The sequence below is a fragment of the Pantoea stewartii genome, from assembly GCF_011044475.1.
Taxonomy (GTDB): domain Bacteria; phylum Pseudomonadota; class Gammaproteobacteria; order Enterobacterales; family Enterobacteriaceae; genus Pantoea; species Pantoea stewartii.
On sequence record NZ_CP049116.1, the window covers coordinates 108,512 to 123,162 of the forward strand.

Consider the following 14,651-nt stretch of genomic DNA (forward strand, 5'->3'; position numbering starts at 1 on the left):
TTTTTGGCGGGATGAAAAACCGGACTTATTCATGTGGAATCATACTGGCTGGCTTCACAGCTCTGCGCTTTGTTTTGGCTGGCTTGCCAGATATCTCCATCACTACGCTTTTGCCATCACACATTTGACTGGCTGATCGTAATGCAGGCAAGCACGGCGCAAACCAGTCAATGCGCGCGAAGCGTTATGGAGAGAGCGTTGTGCGTGATAACAGGCAGGCAGTTCACAGGTAATGAACTGCCTGGAATGAACCATCAGGCCGCTTTAACGGCGCGGACTTTTTTCTCACTTTGCGCAGTCGCGTCAGCTGTTTCTGACACATTTTGCGCCGTGCCAGGTAATTTGCTGGTGCGAAGAATATGCTGTACCGCGTCTTTTTGCTCTGCCAGCAACAACCCTAAGGTTTCAGCCTGCGATTCGTCCATATCGGCCTGGTGTGCCAGTAACCAGTCGGTGAACGCCTCTGCCATATCCAGCATTTTGTCGTAGGCATCGGCCTCTTTCTTATTGGCAAATGTCATCTTCTCTTCACCCTTTCTGACTACTACAAATTTGGTTTCGACAGCCATTTTATTGCCCTCACATACTGTTTATTTATACAGTATAACACAGTCGGCGACGTTTTCCAGTGAAGAAAAGACACAACGGTTAAACCTGCCCTGCTTACGCCATTCGGTGTGCATCAGGCCAGTAATTCTTCCATAAACTCAGCCAACGCTTTACGGGGATCGTCCTCTTCCGACACGATCATTTCGATTCCCCATTGCCCCAATACTTCTTTTGCCACCGGGTTATTGCGATTGGTAAAAAGGTAAGATTTGGGTCGGGCGGTTGCCAGGCCTGTGCGCCCCCACATTTTTGTCAGCCGATAGAAGAGCAGACGAATATTAAAATCACTGATGCTGTAGCCAACAAACAAAACCGAATTGCCCATGACATCATGGGTCAGCTTGATATCTAACGGCGAATCAAAATAGAGGCGTTCAAAGTAGCTGCTTTCATCCAGTACGATAGAAGTATCGTCATCAAAGTCGCCATGAAGTTTGATGATATGACGTTTATCTTCGGTGAGTGAAACCAGATCGGCTGCATTCGCCACTTTTGAATAAGGCACGCCATGGGCCTCATGCGCGGCTTCCAGCCACCGATCGTAATTCGTGGTATAGATGCGTGAAAAGTTGCCCTGAGTGATCATGGTATGAATTTCAGAGCTGCGGACATCAATATCAGGCCGGTGCCATTCGCGATCCATCCAGCTTCGTAACGGTCCTAACGAACCTTTTTTCTGCTTGTAGTACTCAGCCAGAGAGAGGTGCGTACCGTAAGTATTAAAAATTTTCGGATCGTACCCCAGTTCATTAGCCAGATGAGCGATAAGCTCATGCCATTCAGGCAGGCCGAGATTACGGGAAAGACCGGCTCCGGCAAACAGAATGAGCTTGCCGGAATCGTATGCGCGTTTGAGCTCAGGTTTCATGCCACGCCTCGTGCAGTTTTTAAAAAGGCAGCAAAACGATCCAGCGCAATGCGACGGTTGGAAATTTCGTTTTTCTTCTCGCCCATCTCAGCGAAGGTTTGATCGTATCCTTCGGGAATAAAGATACAGTCCCACTGGAATCCATGGGGACCGGCAGGTTCAGGTGCAATAGTGCCGCGCAATTCGCCGAAAAACTGGTACATTTTGCGTCCGTCGCAATAACCCAGTACGGTTTTGGCGGTTACACCCTGACTGTCGAGGCCCTGTACCAGCGATGCAAAGCGATCGGCACCGAGGCGATTCCAGAAAATACGCGTCAGCCCCGCAGGCAAACCATTCAGGCCATCCAGATACAGCCCGGTGTGCTCAACAAAAAGCGGACGTCCGATAATAGAGAAGGCCTTCGTCAGTTTATCTCGCACTAAATCCAGTTCATTTTCCGTTTGAATTTCTTCAATGCGACGCGCGATGGGTACGACGTCCACGCCCACAGGTTCCAGTATTCCGCGGACCTCCGCCAGTTTTTGCTCATTGGCCGAAAGGAATCTGATTTTCATGCTTCTTCCACGTTGATTACGCTGCCTCAGTCAAATTTATCATTGAGACAGAACAAGAGGTTATCGCTGGTGAGTGTAGCGCAAATTCGCGCCTTTCTGGCGTGAACATTTGCGCAAAACGCGGGGTTACAGAGTAGAGCGGATAAAACAGAACAACGCAGGACGTGAATAAGTCCGAATAAGGCATGATGTAAAACACCGCTCCGTTTAATAAGCACCCGCTGCATTGGCTATTTAAAGACACACCATCTTTTGCGCATCGTCTGCGTTTTTGCACCTTTCCAAAGCGCGGAAATACCGTAAGCCACAGAGAAACCGGCCGCGAAGTTCTTTCAGGGGCTCTGTTCGCCAGCCAGACTGATGCAGGCGTCATCATAGTACTGACAGTATCAAGTCACTGACGTTTTATTTTCCATCCAATGCCTGACAGATGAATCGAAAATATTACGCATAGCATAAGCCGTTTATCCTGCGCTCTCTGTTCCGTTCGTCAAAGCCGCATCACTCGTCAGGGGCTGAACCTGTCTTTCACTGGCAGAGAGTGCTCTGGCGAGGCTGTATAAAAGAATCGGGAAGAAAGTCGGACGTGACGCCCTGACAAGGACCTGTGTATTTATCGGTGGCAAAGCTGTTTTGCAAACGGCAGCGATGAACGTTTATATCTTTTATTGCTAATGTACGGCATGTGCAGACCAGTGCCGCCCTTCACACCGACTGTTCACCCTTCCGGCATTTCAAAATTCATCCTGAGGAAAATGATAAAGACGCCGCACTACGCATGTTTATGTGAAAAGCGGTTTTGAATGGTTCCAGAAACCCCCTGCACGTTATTCTGTCAGACAGAGCGACTCACTTTTCAGACGTGGAATGAAAAGCATCCCATAGCGGAAAAGATGACAATATCCGCCTTAGCGAAAAGTGCAAGAATCTAATGGCAGCAATACGTTGTGTTTTCATAAGCAAACGGCATCACGTCCGCAGCCATATAAATGTTGTTGATCTGATAAATTCTTATAGCGACGATAACCTCCCGACTGGCTTTAAGTACAGTGACGGAGAGAGGCCATCAGGATGATATTAGCTACCCGTTTTTATTCTTGCCGTCACTTGTCAACGCTCCGCTTATAGCTCTGCTTTACAGCACGAAATGTGTGATTAAACCTTAAGACAGACAGGCGCGCGTACCCACAATGTTATCCATCATAGCGATCTATATTGCGCTGACTAACCGTGTTAAAAGAAGGATTTGTCCTGTAAGAAAAGTTGCAGACTTCAGTAATCGTCTGGCTTCACAAAAACTAATCCCGTGAACAGGAATGAACAAGACGGTTAACACATTATCCGGCGATTAAGACACAACCATTTTGGAGCAGAATGAAGATAAGGACAATTTATCATGGGGAATTATTAACCTGACGTTATCATTTACCTGCGCTGGAATGAAGCGACTTTATTATGCCGTAATATCCCTGTAACTGGTAAGGAGGCAATGCATTACACACTGATTTTTATTGCTTTTTTAAGTAAATAAATGGGCGTTATTTTCAATACGTCACCGTAATATGCTACCGTTTATCACCTGGACCTCAACGAAAAAGGCGCTGACAATGCGTCTGGCATTTAAATTTTATGTATGTTTAATGCGTTTAAAATGCCGTAATAATCCTAAGCGGTAACAAATTTGTACATTTCAGACAGAAGAGATATTTCTTTCCTTGATTATTTTTCGTAGAATGACCCTGTTTAAATATTCGCTGTAATTTAAGGATTAACCAATGGATGCGCTCAAAGCATTAAATAACCTTCGTATTCTACGCGCACAAGCCCGGGAAATTGAGCTTGATGTGTTAAATGAAATGCTCGAAAAGCTTTCTGTCGTTGTCGCTGAACGCCGTGAAGAAGAAGAAGCTGAGCAAGCTATGCTGCGCGAGAAAGCAGATAAGTTAGCTAAGTATAAAGAAATGCTGATGAATGACGGCATTGATATTTCTGAACTGGTTGATTTGCCCACAGAGACAAAAACAAAAGCTAAGCGCGCACCTCGCCCTGCTAAATATCGCTATACCGATGAAAACGGTGAAACTAAATCGTGGACAGGCCAGGGCCGTACACCATCGCCAATTAAAAAGGTGCTGGACGCTGGCGGTTCGCTTGACGATTTCCTGATCTGACAAAATGCGCGGTATTGATTTCGATACCGCGCATTTTATTGGAAACATTGTTTTAAGAGATTATCTGCTCATCATCATTATTGATGAACTGGCTAATTGTAGCGTCTCATTCTCATACCGATGAGGGAGATGATGGTAGCTGTCGCTTTCAGTAATACGCTCAACCGTTTCTGAATACCGCTCCAGCGCAGTCCGCATTTGCACAACATAATCATGCGTATCGTATACCCGATCGATTCCCTCTAATGCATGATTCATAATTTTTCTTGCCACATCGTTTGGCGTGTCCAGCGCGGCGAGTTTCGAACGTGCCGTTCGACGTAAATCACGCGGCGTGAAAGGTTCCAGCCCTAATCCCCGAGGCGCACGCAACATCCGGCGTAGTGCCTGATTCAGCGCACCTTTCGAAAGCGGCTGCATGACATCACGCGGCGCAGGTACGAGCCAGGGAGAAGCCGGATCGCTGGCGGCAATTAAGGCCTCAATACAACGGCGCATTAACGCTGAAATGGGTAAAGTATGTTCGCGCTGGGACTTGTTACGTGTTCCCTGCTTCCATAATCCGGATTGCAGATTAAATTCTGATTTCCGCGCCTGAACCACTTCGTCGGGCCGACGGGCACTGACCAGACACAGGCGTAAGGCCCAGCGTACCTGTTCTGACAACGACCAGTTATCCAGACCATGCCAGAAAACCCAAATCTCCGCGTCTGACAGTTGCCGGCTTCGTGGAGGTGACGCACGGCCCGCAATATCACGTTTCCTCAGTGAAGCCACGGGCGAATGCGCCAGGTAACCCTGCATTTCGGCCCAGGACAAAAACTGTTTAGTCAGAGCAAAAACGCGCCGGGCTTCCTCTTTTTTACCTTCAGAAATCAGGACGTTATAGAGCCTGTTTAATCGTAAACGCGTCAGGTTTTTTAGCGGTAAAGTGCCAATATTCGGCAACACATGCCTGAGTAGTGATGATATGGCAATTTCGGGACGACGTCGGGTGACAAGCAACGACAGTTTTACCCACACGCGGATAACCTGCTCCACTGTTCCTTCGTCGCCAAAATTATCCAGATCAGACAAGGAAGCATGTCTGATCTGATTGAGCCAACACATAACGTGACGGCCCACATGTGGCGATGTCATTTCTGTCAAAATTTCTGCCACTGCCTCTCCTGATCGTAAAACTGTCGGCCAGATTCTACCTTCCAACAGCCTGTGACTCCAGACCTGTTAAGTCTGGAGTCACAATGGTAGCGCTGTACGCTTTTTAAGAAAGTCATTAAGGGAAAGACTCTCATTATTTTTAAATGGATTGGTTAATAAACCCGCAGAGAACAACGCGATAAATGATGGATTATTTCCACAACGGCGCTTTCTCAGGAGATAAAGACGATGAATGGGATACGTCAGCTAACTGCAAAGTATGCGGTCAAAAATTCCGCGATGCGTTTTGTGCATTTGACAGCTATTCGCTGTACGGAGATCCGGGCAGGAAACCTCTGCGCACGTTCAGATGAACAGGCGCAGTAATAGCAAGTGAGACAGCTTCACTAATACCAGGAGGCGCAGATAAATTACGGGGTTCTGATCGTCGTGCTACCGCTTCATGAGTACGCCCCCTGCCATAAATTATGAGTCGCACCGCCAGTAAGATCTCTGCAATACCTGGCTCGGGCTACGGGAGAGATTATCGATAACAAGGCACTCTCGGGTTGACCATGTGGTCAGAATGCATTTGATACAGCGGCACTGCACTCTAACATTGAAAATGAAACAATTGCGCGTAACACCAGCCGCTTCAGCTCTTGCTAAACGTATAGTTAAAAACTCGTCCGTTTTGAGTTTGCACAGTAAGCGTCTTTCCCGCCGATGTATCCAGGGCCCTGGCCTGACTGTATTTCCACATCATGACCTGCTGCCCGTTGGGGTAAGGTGATTCTGTATCAGGCGGTCCAAACATACGAATGAGCTCCGCGCGTGTCGTCTGACCGGGTTTAATCTTCTGAATAGTCGCCGTATCGAAATTGTGTCCCACAGAGTTAGAACATGCAGCAAGAACCCACACCAGGCCCATGATAATTAGTGATCGCATTACGTTGTTCCCGGAGATGAGTTTGACATGCGTTGCATCGCGCTGTGTTACAAGGGTTGTACTATCTTCTTATGATATCGGCAAAATAAGCATTCACTGCAATAAATGTCCGAATGCGTATTATGGCCTACAGACCGCCCGATGGCGTACTAAAATTCCGTACTGGCATGTCGACATTATTAAAAACGTTGCGTGATGAATTACCGCTGCTCTCTGTCAATACGATTTCCGGTTTCGCCACCGCAAGACAAAGGCTGAAGGTGACGGCTATGGCCGTGCTGCATGTGAACGACTCGCCTGTTCACTCTGCCGACAGTCGTTAATTCTGCCGCCTGAATCACATCGATAAAGTACTACTTTTCAGTCGGTTAGCCAGACATCACTCTTTAAACACCCATTAACTTCGTGTGCAATACAGGATTGATCGCCACGTCATACTGAACGCCAGCTTACCGGCAAAAAAATGCAGGCCGTTAACTGGCCTGCTCGCGTTATTCTGAAAATGGTTGGAACGATTTTTATGTCTGTAAAAAGGGGACAACTACCCCTTTGTACAGAATAAAAAATCACTTATTAGTTACACTGTCACTTTTTTTGTGTCTGGCAGACAGTCGCTTCATTTTTTCAGCGAAGGCCTTAGCACACAGGCGTTCTTATAGACTCTCCAGATTCAGTGAAAGCCAGTTACCCTGTGCATAGCGTGCCAGACCGGCCTCTTCAAAGCGCCAGAGATGGAGCCAGCCGTTATCGAGCAGTTTCCGGATAACCTCATGCTTACCAATCACTGTGTCAATGGCGCTTTGCGGCGCGTCGATAACAACGGTCAGGCGCAACGGCTCGTGCATCCAGTGCTCGCCGTCATGGAGCGACTGACGTGATAAACCGATCCGCAGATCGCCGCCATTGCCCTCAAAGACACCGATGCGGCCCCCCACTACGTTGTGCAGCACCTTATTGCCGCTCCCCAACCTTTGCGGATCGCATGTTGACGCGTGGTACTGCCAGTTGATCCAGTGTGTGACCAGCATGGGTGCGGTCATCAGGCCTTCCAGTAGACTGCCATCACTATCCTGACTCGCATCGTAGTCATGCAGAAAGCTGCGCCCGCCCAGGACTACGCCACGACTTCTGTGACGAGGGGCAATGAGAAAGGCTGCGTTGCCCGAAAGACCCCATTCGGGACGGGTTTGTGCCCCGTCATTAGCGCGACGGCGTAGTTGTCCGAGCAACACATCTTCGGGCGCACGCGGGTCCAGCTTAAGGGCGGGTGCCCGCTCGCGGCGAACCTGATCACTGGCTTGATTAAAAATCGGTTGCAATCGCTCACAGCGGGCGCGCGCACTTTGCGGCAACAAATCGAGATCAAACCACTCGATTTCATCGGTAGTCGTGTTATGCAGGGCGGCCACAAACGTCGTAGAGTCCGGAATCACTGTTCCTTGCGCTTGCAGCCCCTGGCGAACCTGTGGTTCGTTAAGCAATTGCGCCAGGCTGCGTGCATTCACTTCACCGGTCTGGCCACAACAGGCACCACAGTCCAGTGCCGCTGCGTGGGCATTGTTAGCTGACTGGCTGCCATGTCCCACGAGGAGCACTATAGGTGCCAGATGCTGTTCCAGGCCCATGGCATGAAGAACCCCGGCAGCGAGCTTAACTTTAGCCTCAGTATCCAGCCCAACCAGTTGTGGGCGGCACGTCTCCCGAAACCGCGCAGGTAAGCCAGCAAGATCATCTCTGGCACGTGCTTTATTGCCCGGGCGTAACCAGTTTACCAGCTTGACCGAGTAGCCCAGTCCAACCGCTTCCACAAACGAGAAGGCAGCCCCCGGCCAGCGGCTAATCGCATTCCATTGATCGGCCATGGCAAATCGGGCGTGACGCGAACGACTGGCCTGGCTTTGCAGTGCCGCATCGGCTTTATATTGCGAACCCGCCTCCACGATACGGTCAGCGACCTCCAGGGAAGGCGCAAGTAAGCCGGGTAACTGGGGACGGCGGGCTTGCGTGCCCAGCGGTGTGTAGGCAATGGGAAGGCCAAAGAATCCTGCACAACCGATGGTCTGTATACCAGCACTCACGGTCTCAAGCGCACGGCGCAACGGTTCACTGCGCACATCAATGCAGAAAGCAGCCTGTGCTTCGATTGCCTGATGTTCCGTACCATGACCTTTTGCCGAGGCCAGCCGATGTGCCAACTCACGCTGATAGCCAATCTCCAGCGCCAGTTGCCATACTTCGTCAACCAGCATCGCCTGTTCCGCCGCCTCCAGCACCTGGTGAGCCTGTTTCCAGGCGTGCTGAAGCGAAGCAAGCGCGTGCCGGGTTGCTGCATCATCTTTGCATTCCAACAGGATTACGCCCCAGGCTAAGCGAATCGTCAGCAACTCGCGCAGGTGTGGGTCCTTACCCCCCGCCAGTCCCGCCTGCCAGCTCAGACAGGCACACCAGGAAGCCCACCCATTCACGGTAAGCAGTACCGATTCCAGATAATCCGCCCATACAGCTTCAGGCAGGCCCAGACGTGCGATAAGCCAACGCTCCGCATCGGTAGCATTATCGGGTAAGGCGTTGATAGCATTTGTGATATGGGGCAACCCCATTAACAAACCGATACCCTGATCGTGCCCCAGCGTATCCCGCCAGAAGGCATATAAGCCCTGCCGCTGAGGCTGCCAGTTCGCCTGATCTTCATCGAAGTAGGCGGCGCAGGTTTGACCAACCTGGTGCGTGATAGCCTGCCGCCAGGATAATCTCTGGTGCCGATCAGGATCGTTGTCGAGCACATCGATTAGCAGCGGCAATTGCACTGGTGAGGTTCTTGCCTGTAACGCATCCAGGCACTGTTCAGCCGTCAGACCGGTCGCTTGTGCTTCGGGCAGCTGATGTAGCGCCAGATTGAGATCGGCAAGGCTGATACGGCCCTCGCGCCAGGCCAGGAACTGCTGATCGCGCGATGGGAATACCCGGATACCGCCGAGTACCGCCATCCGGGCGGCCACCCTGCGTACCGGCATGCCAATACGCGACCAGTGAGGGTTGACAGCAATGGCGCGATCCAGCGGCCATGTAGGTGCAATCGCCTGGCAGGCCTGGCTGCAAGCCTGCTCAATTGCAGCATGCCGGGAACAGGCGTTTTGTGTCGATTGCGTCAGGCTCGCCGAACCGGTTTTTTCGTTATTGACTAAGGTATCCATCAGTAGGCTCTCCAGTTTATTCGTGTGGTTCAGCTCAGCCTGTCAGCAACAGGCGCGGTTGGTACTTCAGGTTCAACGTGCATAGAAACCCGGGATGTGAGGTTAACTGGCCATAAGCGCAGCGCCAGACGTGTGAAGGCTTCGTCAAGGTAAAAACCCGCATAGCTCCATTGACGCAAGCGCGACAGGTGTTGCGGCTGCTTTTGCAATAACACCTGACAGAGATACAGGGCCGCCATGCCTGCCAGCGCGATCAGACCCAGACTGTCATCCGGCATATCCTGCAGGCCAAGCGGCAGCGCATGTGCTGACAGCGCAACTGTCGTCAGACAGATCACCGTGACGCACCCGAAAAGAAGCTGCGCCGACTTTCCAGACCCGCCCTCTGAAGCCTCGGGTAACCACAGTAACGGTGCCCAGGCCATACCAAGCACCACACTCCACCACCAGGGCCAGGCGGCAAGACCTGAGAGCATCAGCACCAGAAACACGGCGGTAATTGTCAGCACGGGGGCAAAAAACACGCTAAGGGTGCTGGGCAAAGCGGCCCGGTGCAAAGCCTGCAGGCGAGTGTCTCTTACACCTTCCGAGGCCGACAGGAAAGCATGGGCTTTATAGAGTGAATGGCCAATCAGATGCAGTGCCGCCAGCGTATAAAGGCCAAGCGCGCATTCGAGCAGCATGAAGCCCATCTGCGCAACGGTCGACCAGGCCAACCGCACTTTAATACTGATGCGAGTCAACATGACAATGCCTGCCAGCACAGCGGTCGCCAGCGCGAAAATCAGCAACAGGATGCGCGCAGCGTTTGCCTGATCTAACATGGGTGCGAAGCGAATAAGCACGAAGCCACCCAGATTGACGACGCCAGCATGCAAGAGTGCGGATACCGGTGTTGGCGCCTCCATCACCTGTATCAACCAGCCATGCACGGGTAGCAAGGCCGTACGAAGGATGACCGCCATTACGAGCAGAACGGCGCTCGCCTGTAAGGACAGGGACATGCCATGCTGAGCGATATGCATCCCCAGAGCTGACAGCGAGAAACTACCTACATCCCACCAGGCGAGCGCGGCAGCGCCAAGCAACATCACGTCAGCCATGCGATCCGCAATGTGCTTTTTGTGTGCCGCAAGCCGCGCAAAAGGCCGATCGGGATAAAAGCAAAGCAAGTGCTGAAGTGCCACACCGACTGCGGCCCAGGCCGCGATGAGCAGCAGCCAGTTATCGGCGATCACGAGCAGATGCACGCTGCACAGCACAACGGCCAGTGCGCCAATATAGCCTCGCTGGTTGGCTTCCCCTTCAAGGTAACGCGCAGAAAATGAAGCGATAACCTTACCCAGCACTTGCACCAGTAAAGCCAAAACCAGGCCAAAAGAGGTTGCCATTATTACGCCCGTCCATTGCGCACCACTGATGCCCGCGGCAAGACACAGTCCGGTTAAGGCAATGGTACTCAACGAGACTCCCTGTAATACACGCCAAAGCATCGGCGTGGTAATCCAACTAAACCGCGTCAGTCCCGCTAATGCGGCCATTAGAAATGCAGGCGCCAAAAAACAGACCAGATGCAGAACATCAAGGATATTCATTGTATTTCCCTCATACGCTTAATTAGCCGTATGATCATTGACCTGAACTATTCTGTAAAATATATTTATTTGCACATTTCAATATTAAAAAACGAACAATGAACCTCAACCAGTTGAATTTTCATCACCTTTATTATTTCTGGCGCGTGGCCAGGCTTGGGCATCTGACGCGGGCTGCCGAAGAGTTGGCCACCTCGCAATCGGCCGTTTCGGTGCAAATTCGGCAACTGGAGGATCGACTTGGAGAAAGTTTGTTAATCCGTAAAGGTCGCCGTCTGATGCTGACAGATACAGGTCAGCTGGTTATGGCCTATGCCGACAACATCTTTGGTCTGAGCCAGGAGATGTTGGGACGGTTAAAAGGCACGTCAGCCGGTGTTACACGGTTACGCGTAGGCAGCGTGGCAACGCTGTCGCGAAATTATCAGGAAAACTGGATTCGGCCCGCGCTTACCGACCCTGCCATAGTACTGACACTGGAGTCCGGATTACTGGAGGGCCTGCTGGTCAGGCTGACGCAGCATAAGCTGGATGTGGTATTGGCTAATGAGACGGTACCTGCCGATCCCGATCGTCCGTTGCGCTGCGTGTTCCTGGGCAGCCAGTCTATCTCCGTCGTCGGCCCCGCGAGCAAATGGGCGTCACAAAGCCTGCGCATCCCGGAAGACCTGGATGGCGTGGAGATTGCCCTGCCCGGCCCGCGCCATGCCCTGCGTGCGCAACTTGATGCTTTATGTTCTAAGGCCGGCGTGACGCCAAGACTGCGAGCCGAGGTGGACGACATGGCGATGCTGCGTCTGATCGCCCGCGACAGCGGCTGGCTCACCGTGTTGCCCGAGGTTGTGGTTCAGGATGAGCTACGCGCCGGCATTCTTGTCTCCGTGGGTCAGTCAGATGAACTGCAGGAGCGCTTCTTTGCCATCACAACACCACACCGGCATCGTATTGACGTGCTGGAGCAACTGCTGGCAGGGGCGCAAAAATTACAGGTGCCCAACTGAGTATCACGCCGATTGCAGGTTGCCTGGCAATGTATTGAATCGTCCAATAGCTAAAATTCTGAGGTTTCACACTAAAATATAAATAGGCGTTGGTGTAAAAAATACAGAAGAACGTCGCGTAAATTTCACACATTTTCAGATGCCCATGAATTTTCATTGCAATTTCCACTGCAGGCATTACCCTGTATATAAAACGCATACATTTTATATACAGGATGAGTATGGGCATCGTAAAAATATCCGACGTGATGCATGAGAATCTTCGTATTGCCAGTCAGGCAATGAGCCGCTCGATCAACTCGCAGGCTGAGCACTGGTTAAAACTGGGCATGCTGGCCGAGCTCTATCCGCAGTTAACGCAAAATGAACTGGCGCAAACGCTCATTCGTATAGAAATGAACGGCGGTGCTGATATTCGCCAGGTGCTGCATAAGAGTGACCTGGCCCCACAGGGAGAAGTGTAATGGGAACAGTGAAAATACATTCCGCCGAAGAAATCGAAAAAGCTCGCGCGGCAGGTCATGCTGCAGCACAGGTGCTGGCCATGATCACACCGCACGTTCGTCCAGGCATTACGACGGAAGAGCTGGACGATATTTGCCACGATTTTATTGTCAATGAACTCAACGTGACGCCGGCTAATATCGGTTATCACGGTTATACGCGAACCACCTGCACCTCTGTAAACCACGTTGTCTGTCACGGCATCCCTGCGGCAAAAAAACTGAAAGACGGTGATATCGTGAATATCGATGTCGCCATTATCAAAGATGGCTGGTATGGCGACACAAGCCGCATGTATTTTGTTGGCACACCGTCCGTGCGCGCCAAACGCCTGGTCGATATCACTTACCAGTCGCTGGTTGCCGGTATAAAAACTGTCCGTCCTGGCGCGACCTTAGGCGATATAGGGGCAGCCATTCAGCGCATTGCTGAAAATGCCGGCTTTTCGGTTGTCAGAGAATATTGCGGTCATGGCGTCGGCGAGATTTATCATACCGACCCACAAATTTTGCATTACGGTACGCCCGGTGAAGGGATGCCCTTGAAAGCTGGTATGATTTTTACTATCGAGCCGATGATCAATGCCGGAAAAGCGGGCACCAGCGTGCTTTCCGATGGCTGGACGGTAGTCACGAAGGATCGATCACTCTCCGCACAGTGGGAGCATACCGTTGCCGTTACCGACACGGGTTTTGACCTGCTCACGCCCTGGCCCGAGGGAACGGGCGATTATCCCGCTATCTGAGTCAATAAAGCCGCCCTTAACAGGCGGCTTTATTTTTGCGGTATAAGATATCGTGCCCTGTGCTTAAAGACCTCGCCATAACTTTAAACCATTACGTCCTGAGCGCTTAACGTCATATAACGCTTCATCGGCACGGCGCAACCATTCGTGTATCGAACTGGCTTTTTCTGCACAGGCAATACCAATACTGACTGAACAGGTAAAATCGGGCGAAGCAGGCAACCGTAACTGCGTAATGCGCCACTGAATATGCTCAGCGAGTTTGACGATGCCAGCGTCATCAGCATCACGGACAATGACGCCCAGCTCATCGCCACCGAACCGCGCCGGTGTGTCTTTCATTCCCACACTATCGCGTAATAAACCTGAAATTTCCGCCAGAAGAAAATCCCCTGCTTCGTGACCATAGGTATCGTTAACATGTTTGAAATGGTCAACATCGATCAGAATCAGATAGGCTTTACTGTCTCCACGGCGGGTACGAAGAAATTCGCTTTCGAGTCGGCGCTCAAAAAGACGTCGATTAGGAATTTGCAAACCCGGATCCATTAATGCAATGCGTTCAAGTTCGCGATTTTTTTGACGCAGCATATACGTCAGATTATGGGATACAACGCTTAACGCCAGCATATAAAAGGTCGCCAGCGGTAATGTCAGCCAGGCTGTACGGAGGCTGAACGTCATTGATACCGGCGCACCTTCAAACGTCCAGACCAGAAGAAAGGCAAAAAGAAATGACTGAAATGCGGACAAGAGCTGTGGCCAGCCGCCTGCTGCGTAACGGTCGGAAATTAATACTGCCATGATCACAAAACACGGCATGGGACTCAGCGCCAGCAACGCGACCCAGATACCGCCAAACGCCGCATCAAGCGTCAGATTTATTCTTTCCCTCGCGGTTGAATCACGCGCGGAAGCCGCAAGGCGATAGGCCAGAGACGGCCAGACGATGACATTACCGATCAGTAACGCAAAAATATAGATGCCGTGACCCTGTTCGACTAATACAGAAGCGATTGGCATGGCACATAAAATCGTCCCTAATTGGCGCATTGCGAACATGCGACGAACAAATCGCGTCGATCGCATTTTGAGATGATTATCATCGGGTGAGTAATAGGTCATTCGAAGGCGTAATTAGCAGTCTATATAACGCAGTTTATCTACAAAAAGATCAGGTCGCATGACTTTTTAAGATTCTTTCCGCTTTATTTATTATTTTTTCTGACGAGAAAAAATGTTAGCTGCCCGCATTTAAAAAATACGTTTAAGCCCAACGCGCAACATCACCTCATTGTCATGCATCAGGCTGTCAATT

The 14,651-nt window shown here is 51.0% G+C and carries 12 protein-coding genes; 5 read left to right on the forward strand and 7 right to left on the reverse strand.

The genetic code is table 11. The features are described from left to right. Positions 1-254: 254 nt before the first annotated feature. The 3 genes from G5574_RS21965 to G5574_RS21975 form a co-directional block, all read right to left on the reverse strand. Positions 255-569, reverse strand: coding sequence for a YebG family protein (locus G5574_RS21965; RefSeq protein WP_006121982.1), 315 nt, complete (start codon positions 567-569; stop codon positions 255-257). A gap of 113 nt (positions 570-682) precedes the next feature. After that, positions 683-1,477 (reverse strand): SIR2 family protein, encoded by a 795-nt coding sequence (locus G5574_RS21970; protein ID WP_033742404.1) that lies wholly within the window; start codon positions 1,475-1,477, stop codon positions 683-685. Beyond that, complete coding sequence (locus G5574_RS21975; protein ID WP_033742402.1) at positions 1,474-2,034, reverse strand: non-canonical purine NTP pyrophosphatase; 561 nt, start codon at positions 2,032-2,034, stop codon at positions 1,474-1,476. The genes G5574_RS21970 and G5574_RS21975 overlap by 4 nt, the downstream gene beginning before the upstream one ends. A gap of 1,775 nt (positions 2,035-3,809) precedes the next feature. On the opposite strand from G5574_RS21975, the gene G5574_RS21980 reads away from it, so the two are divergent. Continuing rightward, positions 3,810-4,205 carry an H-NS family histone-like protein gene (locus G5574_RS21980; RefSeq protein ID WP_164483304.1) on the forward strand — a complete coding sequence of 132 codons (396 nt, stop codon included), beginning with the start codon at positions 3,810-3,812 and terminating at the stop codon, positions 4,203-4,205. Positions 4,206-4,265: 60 nt separating this feature from the next. Here G5574_RS21980 and G5574_RS21985 read toward each other — a convergent pair whose 3' ends face one another. Further along, positions 4,266-5,345, reverse strand: a complete 1,080-nt coding sequence (locus G5574_RS21985) for a tyrosine-type recombinase/integrase (RefSeq protein ID WP_039339626.1) — start codon at positions 5,343-5,345, stop codon at positions 4,266-4,268. A 1,071-nt stretch (positions 5,346-6,416) separates the two neighbouring features. Between G5574_RS21985 and G5574_RS21990 the strand changes: the two genes are divergently transcribed. Beyond that, positions 6,417-6,617 carry a hypothetical protein gene (locus G5574_RS21990; protein WP_155489654.1) on the forward strand — a complete coding sequence of 67 codons (201 nt, stop codon included), beginning with the start codon at positions 6,417-6,419 and terminating at the stop codon, positions 6,615-6,617. A gap of 330 nt (positions 6,618-6,947) precedes the next feature. Here G5574_RS21990 and G5574_RS21995 read toward each other — a convergent pair whose 3' ends face one another. Together G5574_RS21995 and G5574_RS22000 are read right to left on the reverse strand one after the other, a co-directional pair. Beyond that, a complete protein-coding gene (locus G5574_RS21995; protein ID WP_164483305.1) occupies positions 6,948-9,488 on the reverse strand; it encodes a YbcC family protein in 2,541 nt (846 codons plus the stop codon). 29 nt (positions 9,489-9,517) lie between these two features. Continuing rightward, positions 9,518-11,083: an NADH-quinone oxidoreductase subunit L gene (locus tag G5574_RS22000; protein ID WP_164483306.1), complete on the reverse strand. Its 1,566-nt coding sequence runs from the start codon at positions 11,081-11,083 to the stop codon at positions 9,518-9,520. 98 nt (positions 11,084-11,181) lie between these two features. Here G5574_RS22000 and G5574_RS22005 point away from each other — a divergent pair, with 98 nt between their 5' ends. The 3 genes from G5574_RS22005 to map all read left to right on the forward strand — a co-directional run bounded on the left by G5574_RS22005 (position 11,182) and on the right by map (position 13,333). Continuing rightward, positions 11,182-12,084: a LysR family transcriptional regulator gene (locus G5574_RS22005; protein WP_164483307.1), complete on the forward strand. Its 903-nt coding sequence runs from the start codon at positions 11,182-11,184 to the stop codon at positions 12,082-12,084. Between the two features lie 221 nt (positions 12,085-12,305). After that, the gene (locus G5574_RS22010) at positions 12,306-12,548 is read left to right on the forward strand and encodes a ParD-like family protein (protein WP_039339494.1); all 243 of its coding nucleotides are present in this window, start codon (positions 12,306-12,308) and stop codon (positions 12,546-12,548) included. Beyond that, positions 12,548-13,333: a type I methionyl aminopeptidase gene (gene map / locus G5574_RS22015; protein ID WP_006121994.1), complete on the forward strand. Its 786-nt coding sequence runs from the start codon at positions 12,548-12,550 to the stop codon at positions 13,331-13,333. The genes G5574_RS22010 and map overlap by 1 nt, the downstream gene beginning before the upstream one ends. A 63-nt stretch (positions 13,334-13,396) precedes the next feature. On the opposite strand, the gene G5574_RS22020 is transcribed toward map, so the two are convergent. Then, the gene (locus G5574_RS22020; protein ID WP_164483308.1) at positions 13,397-14,458 is read right to left on the reverse strand and encodes a diguanylate cyclase; all 1,062 of its coding nucleotides are present in this window, start codon (positions 14,456-14,458) and stop codon (positions 13,397-13,399) included. Positions 14,459-14,651: the final 193 nt, after the last annotated feature.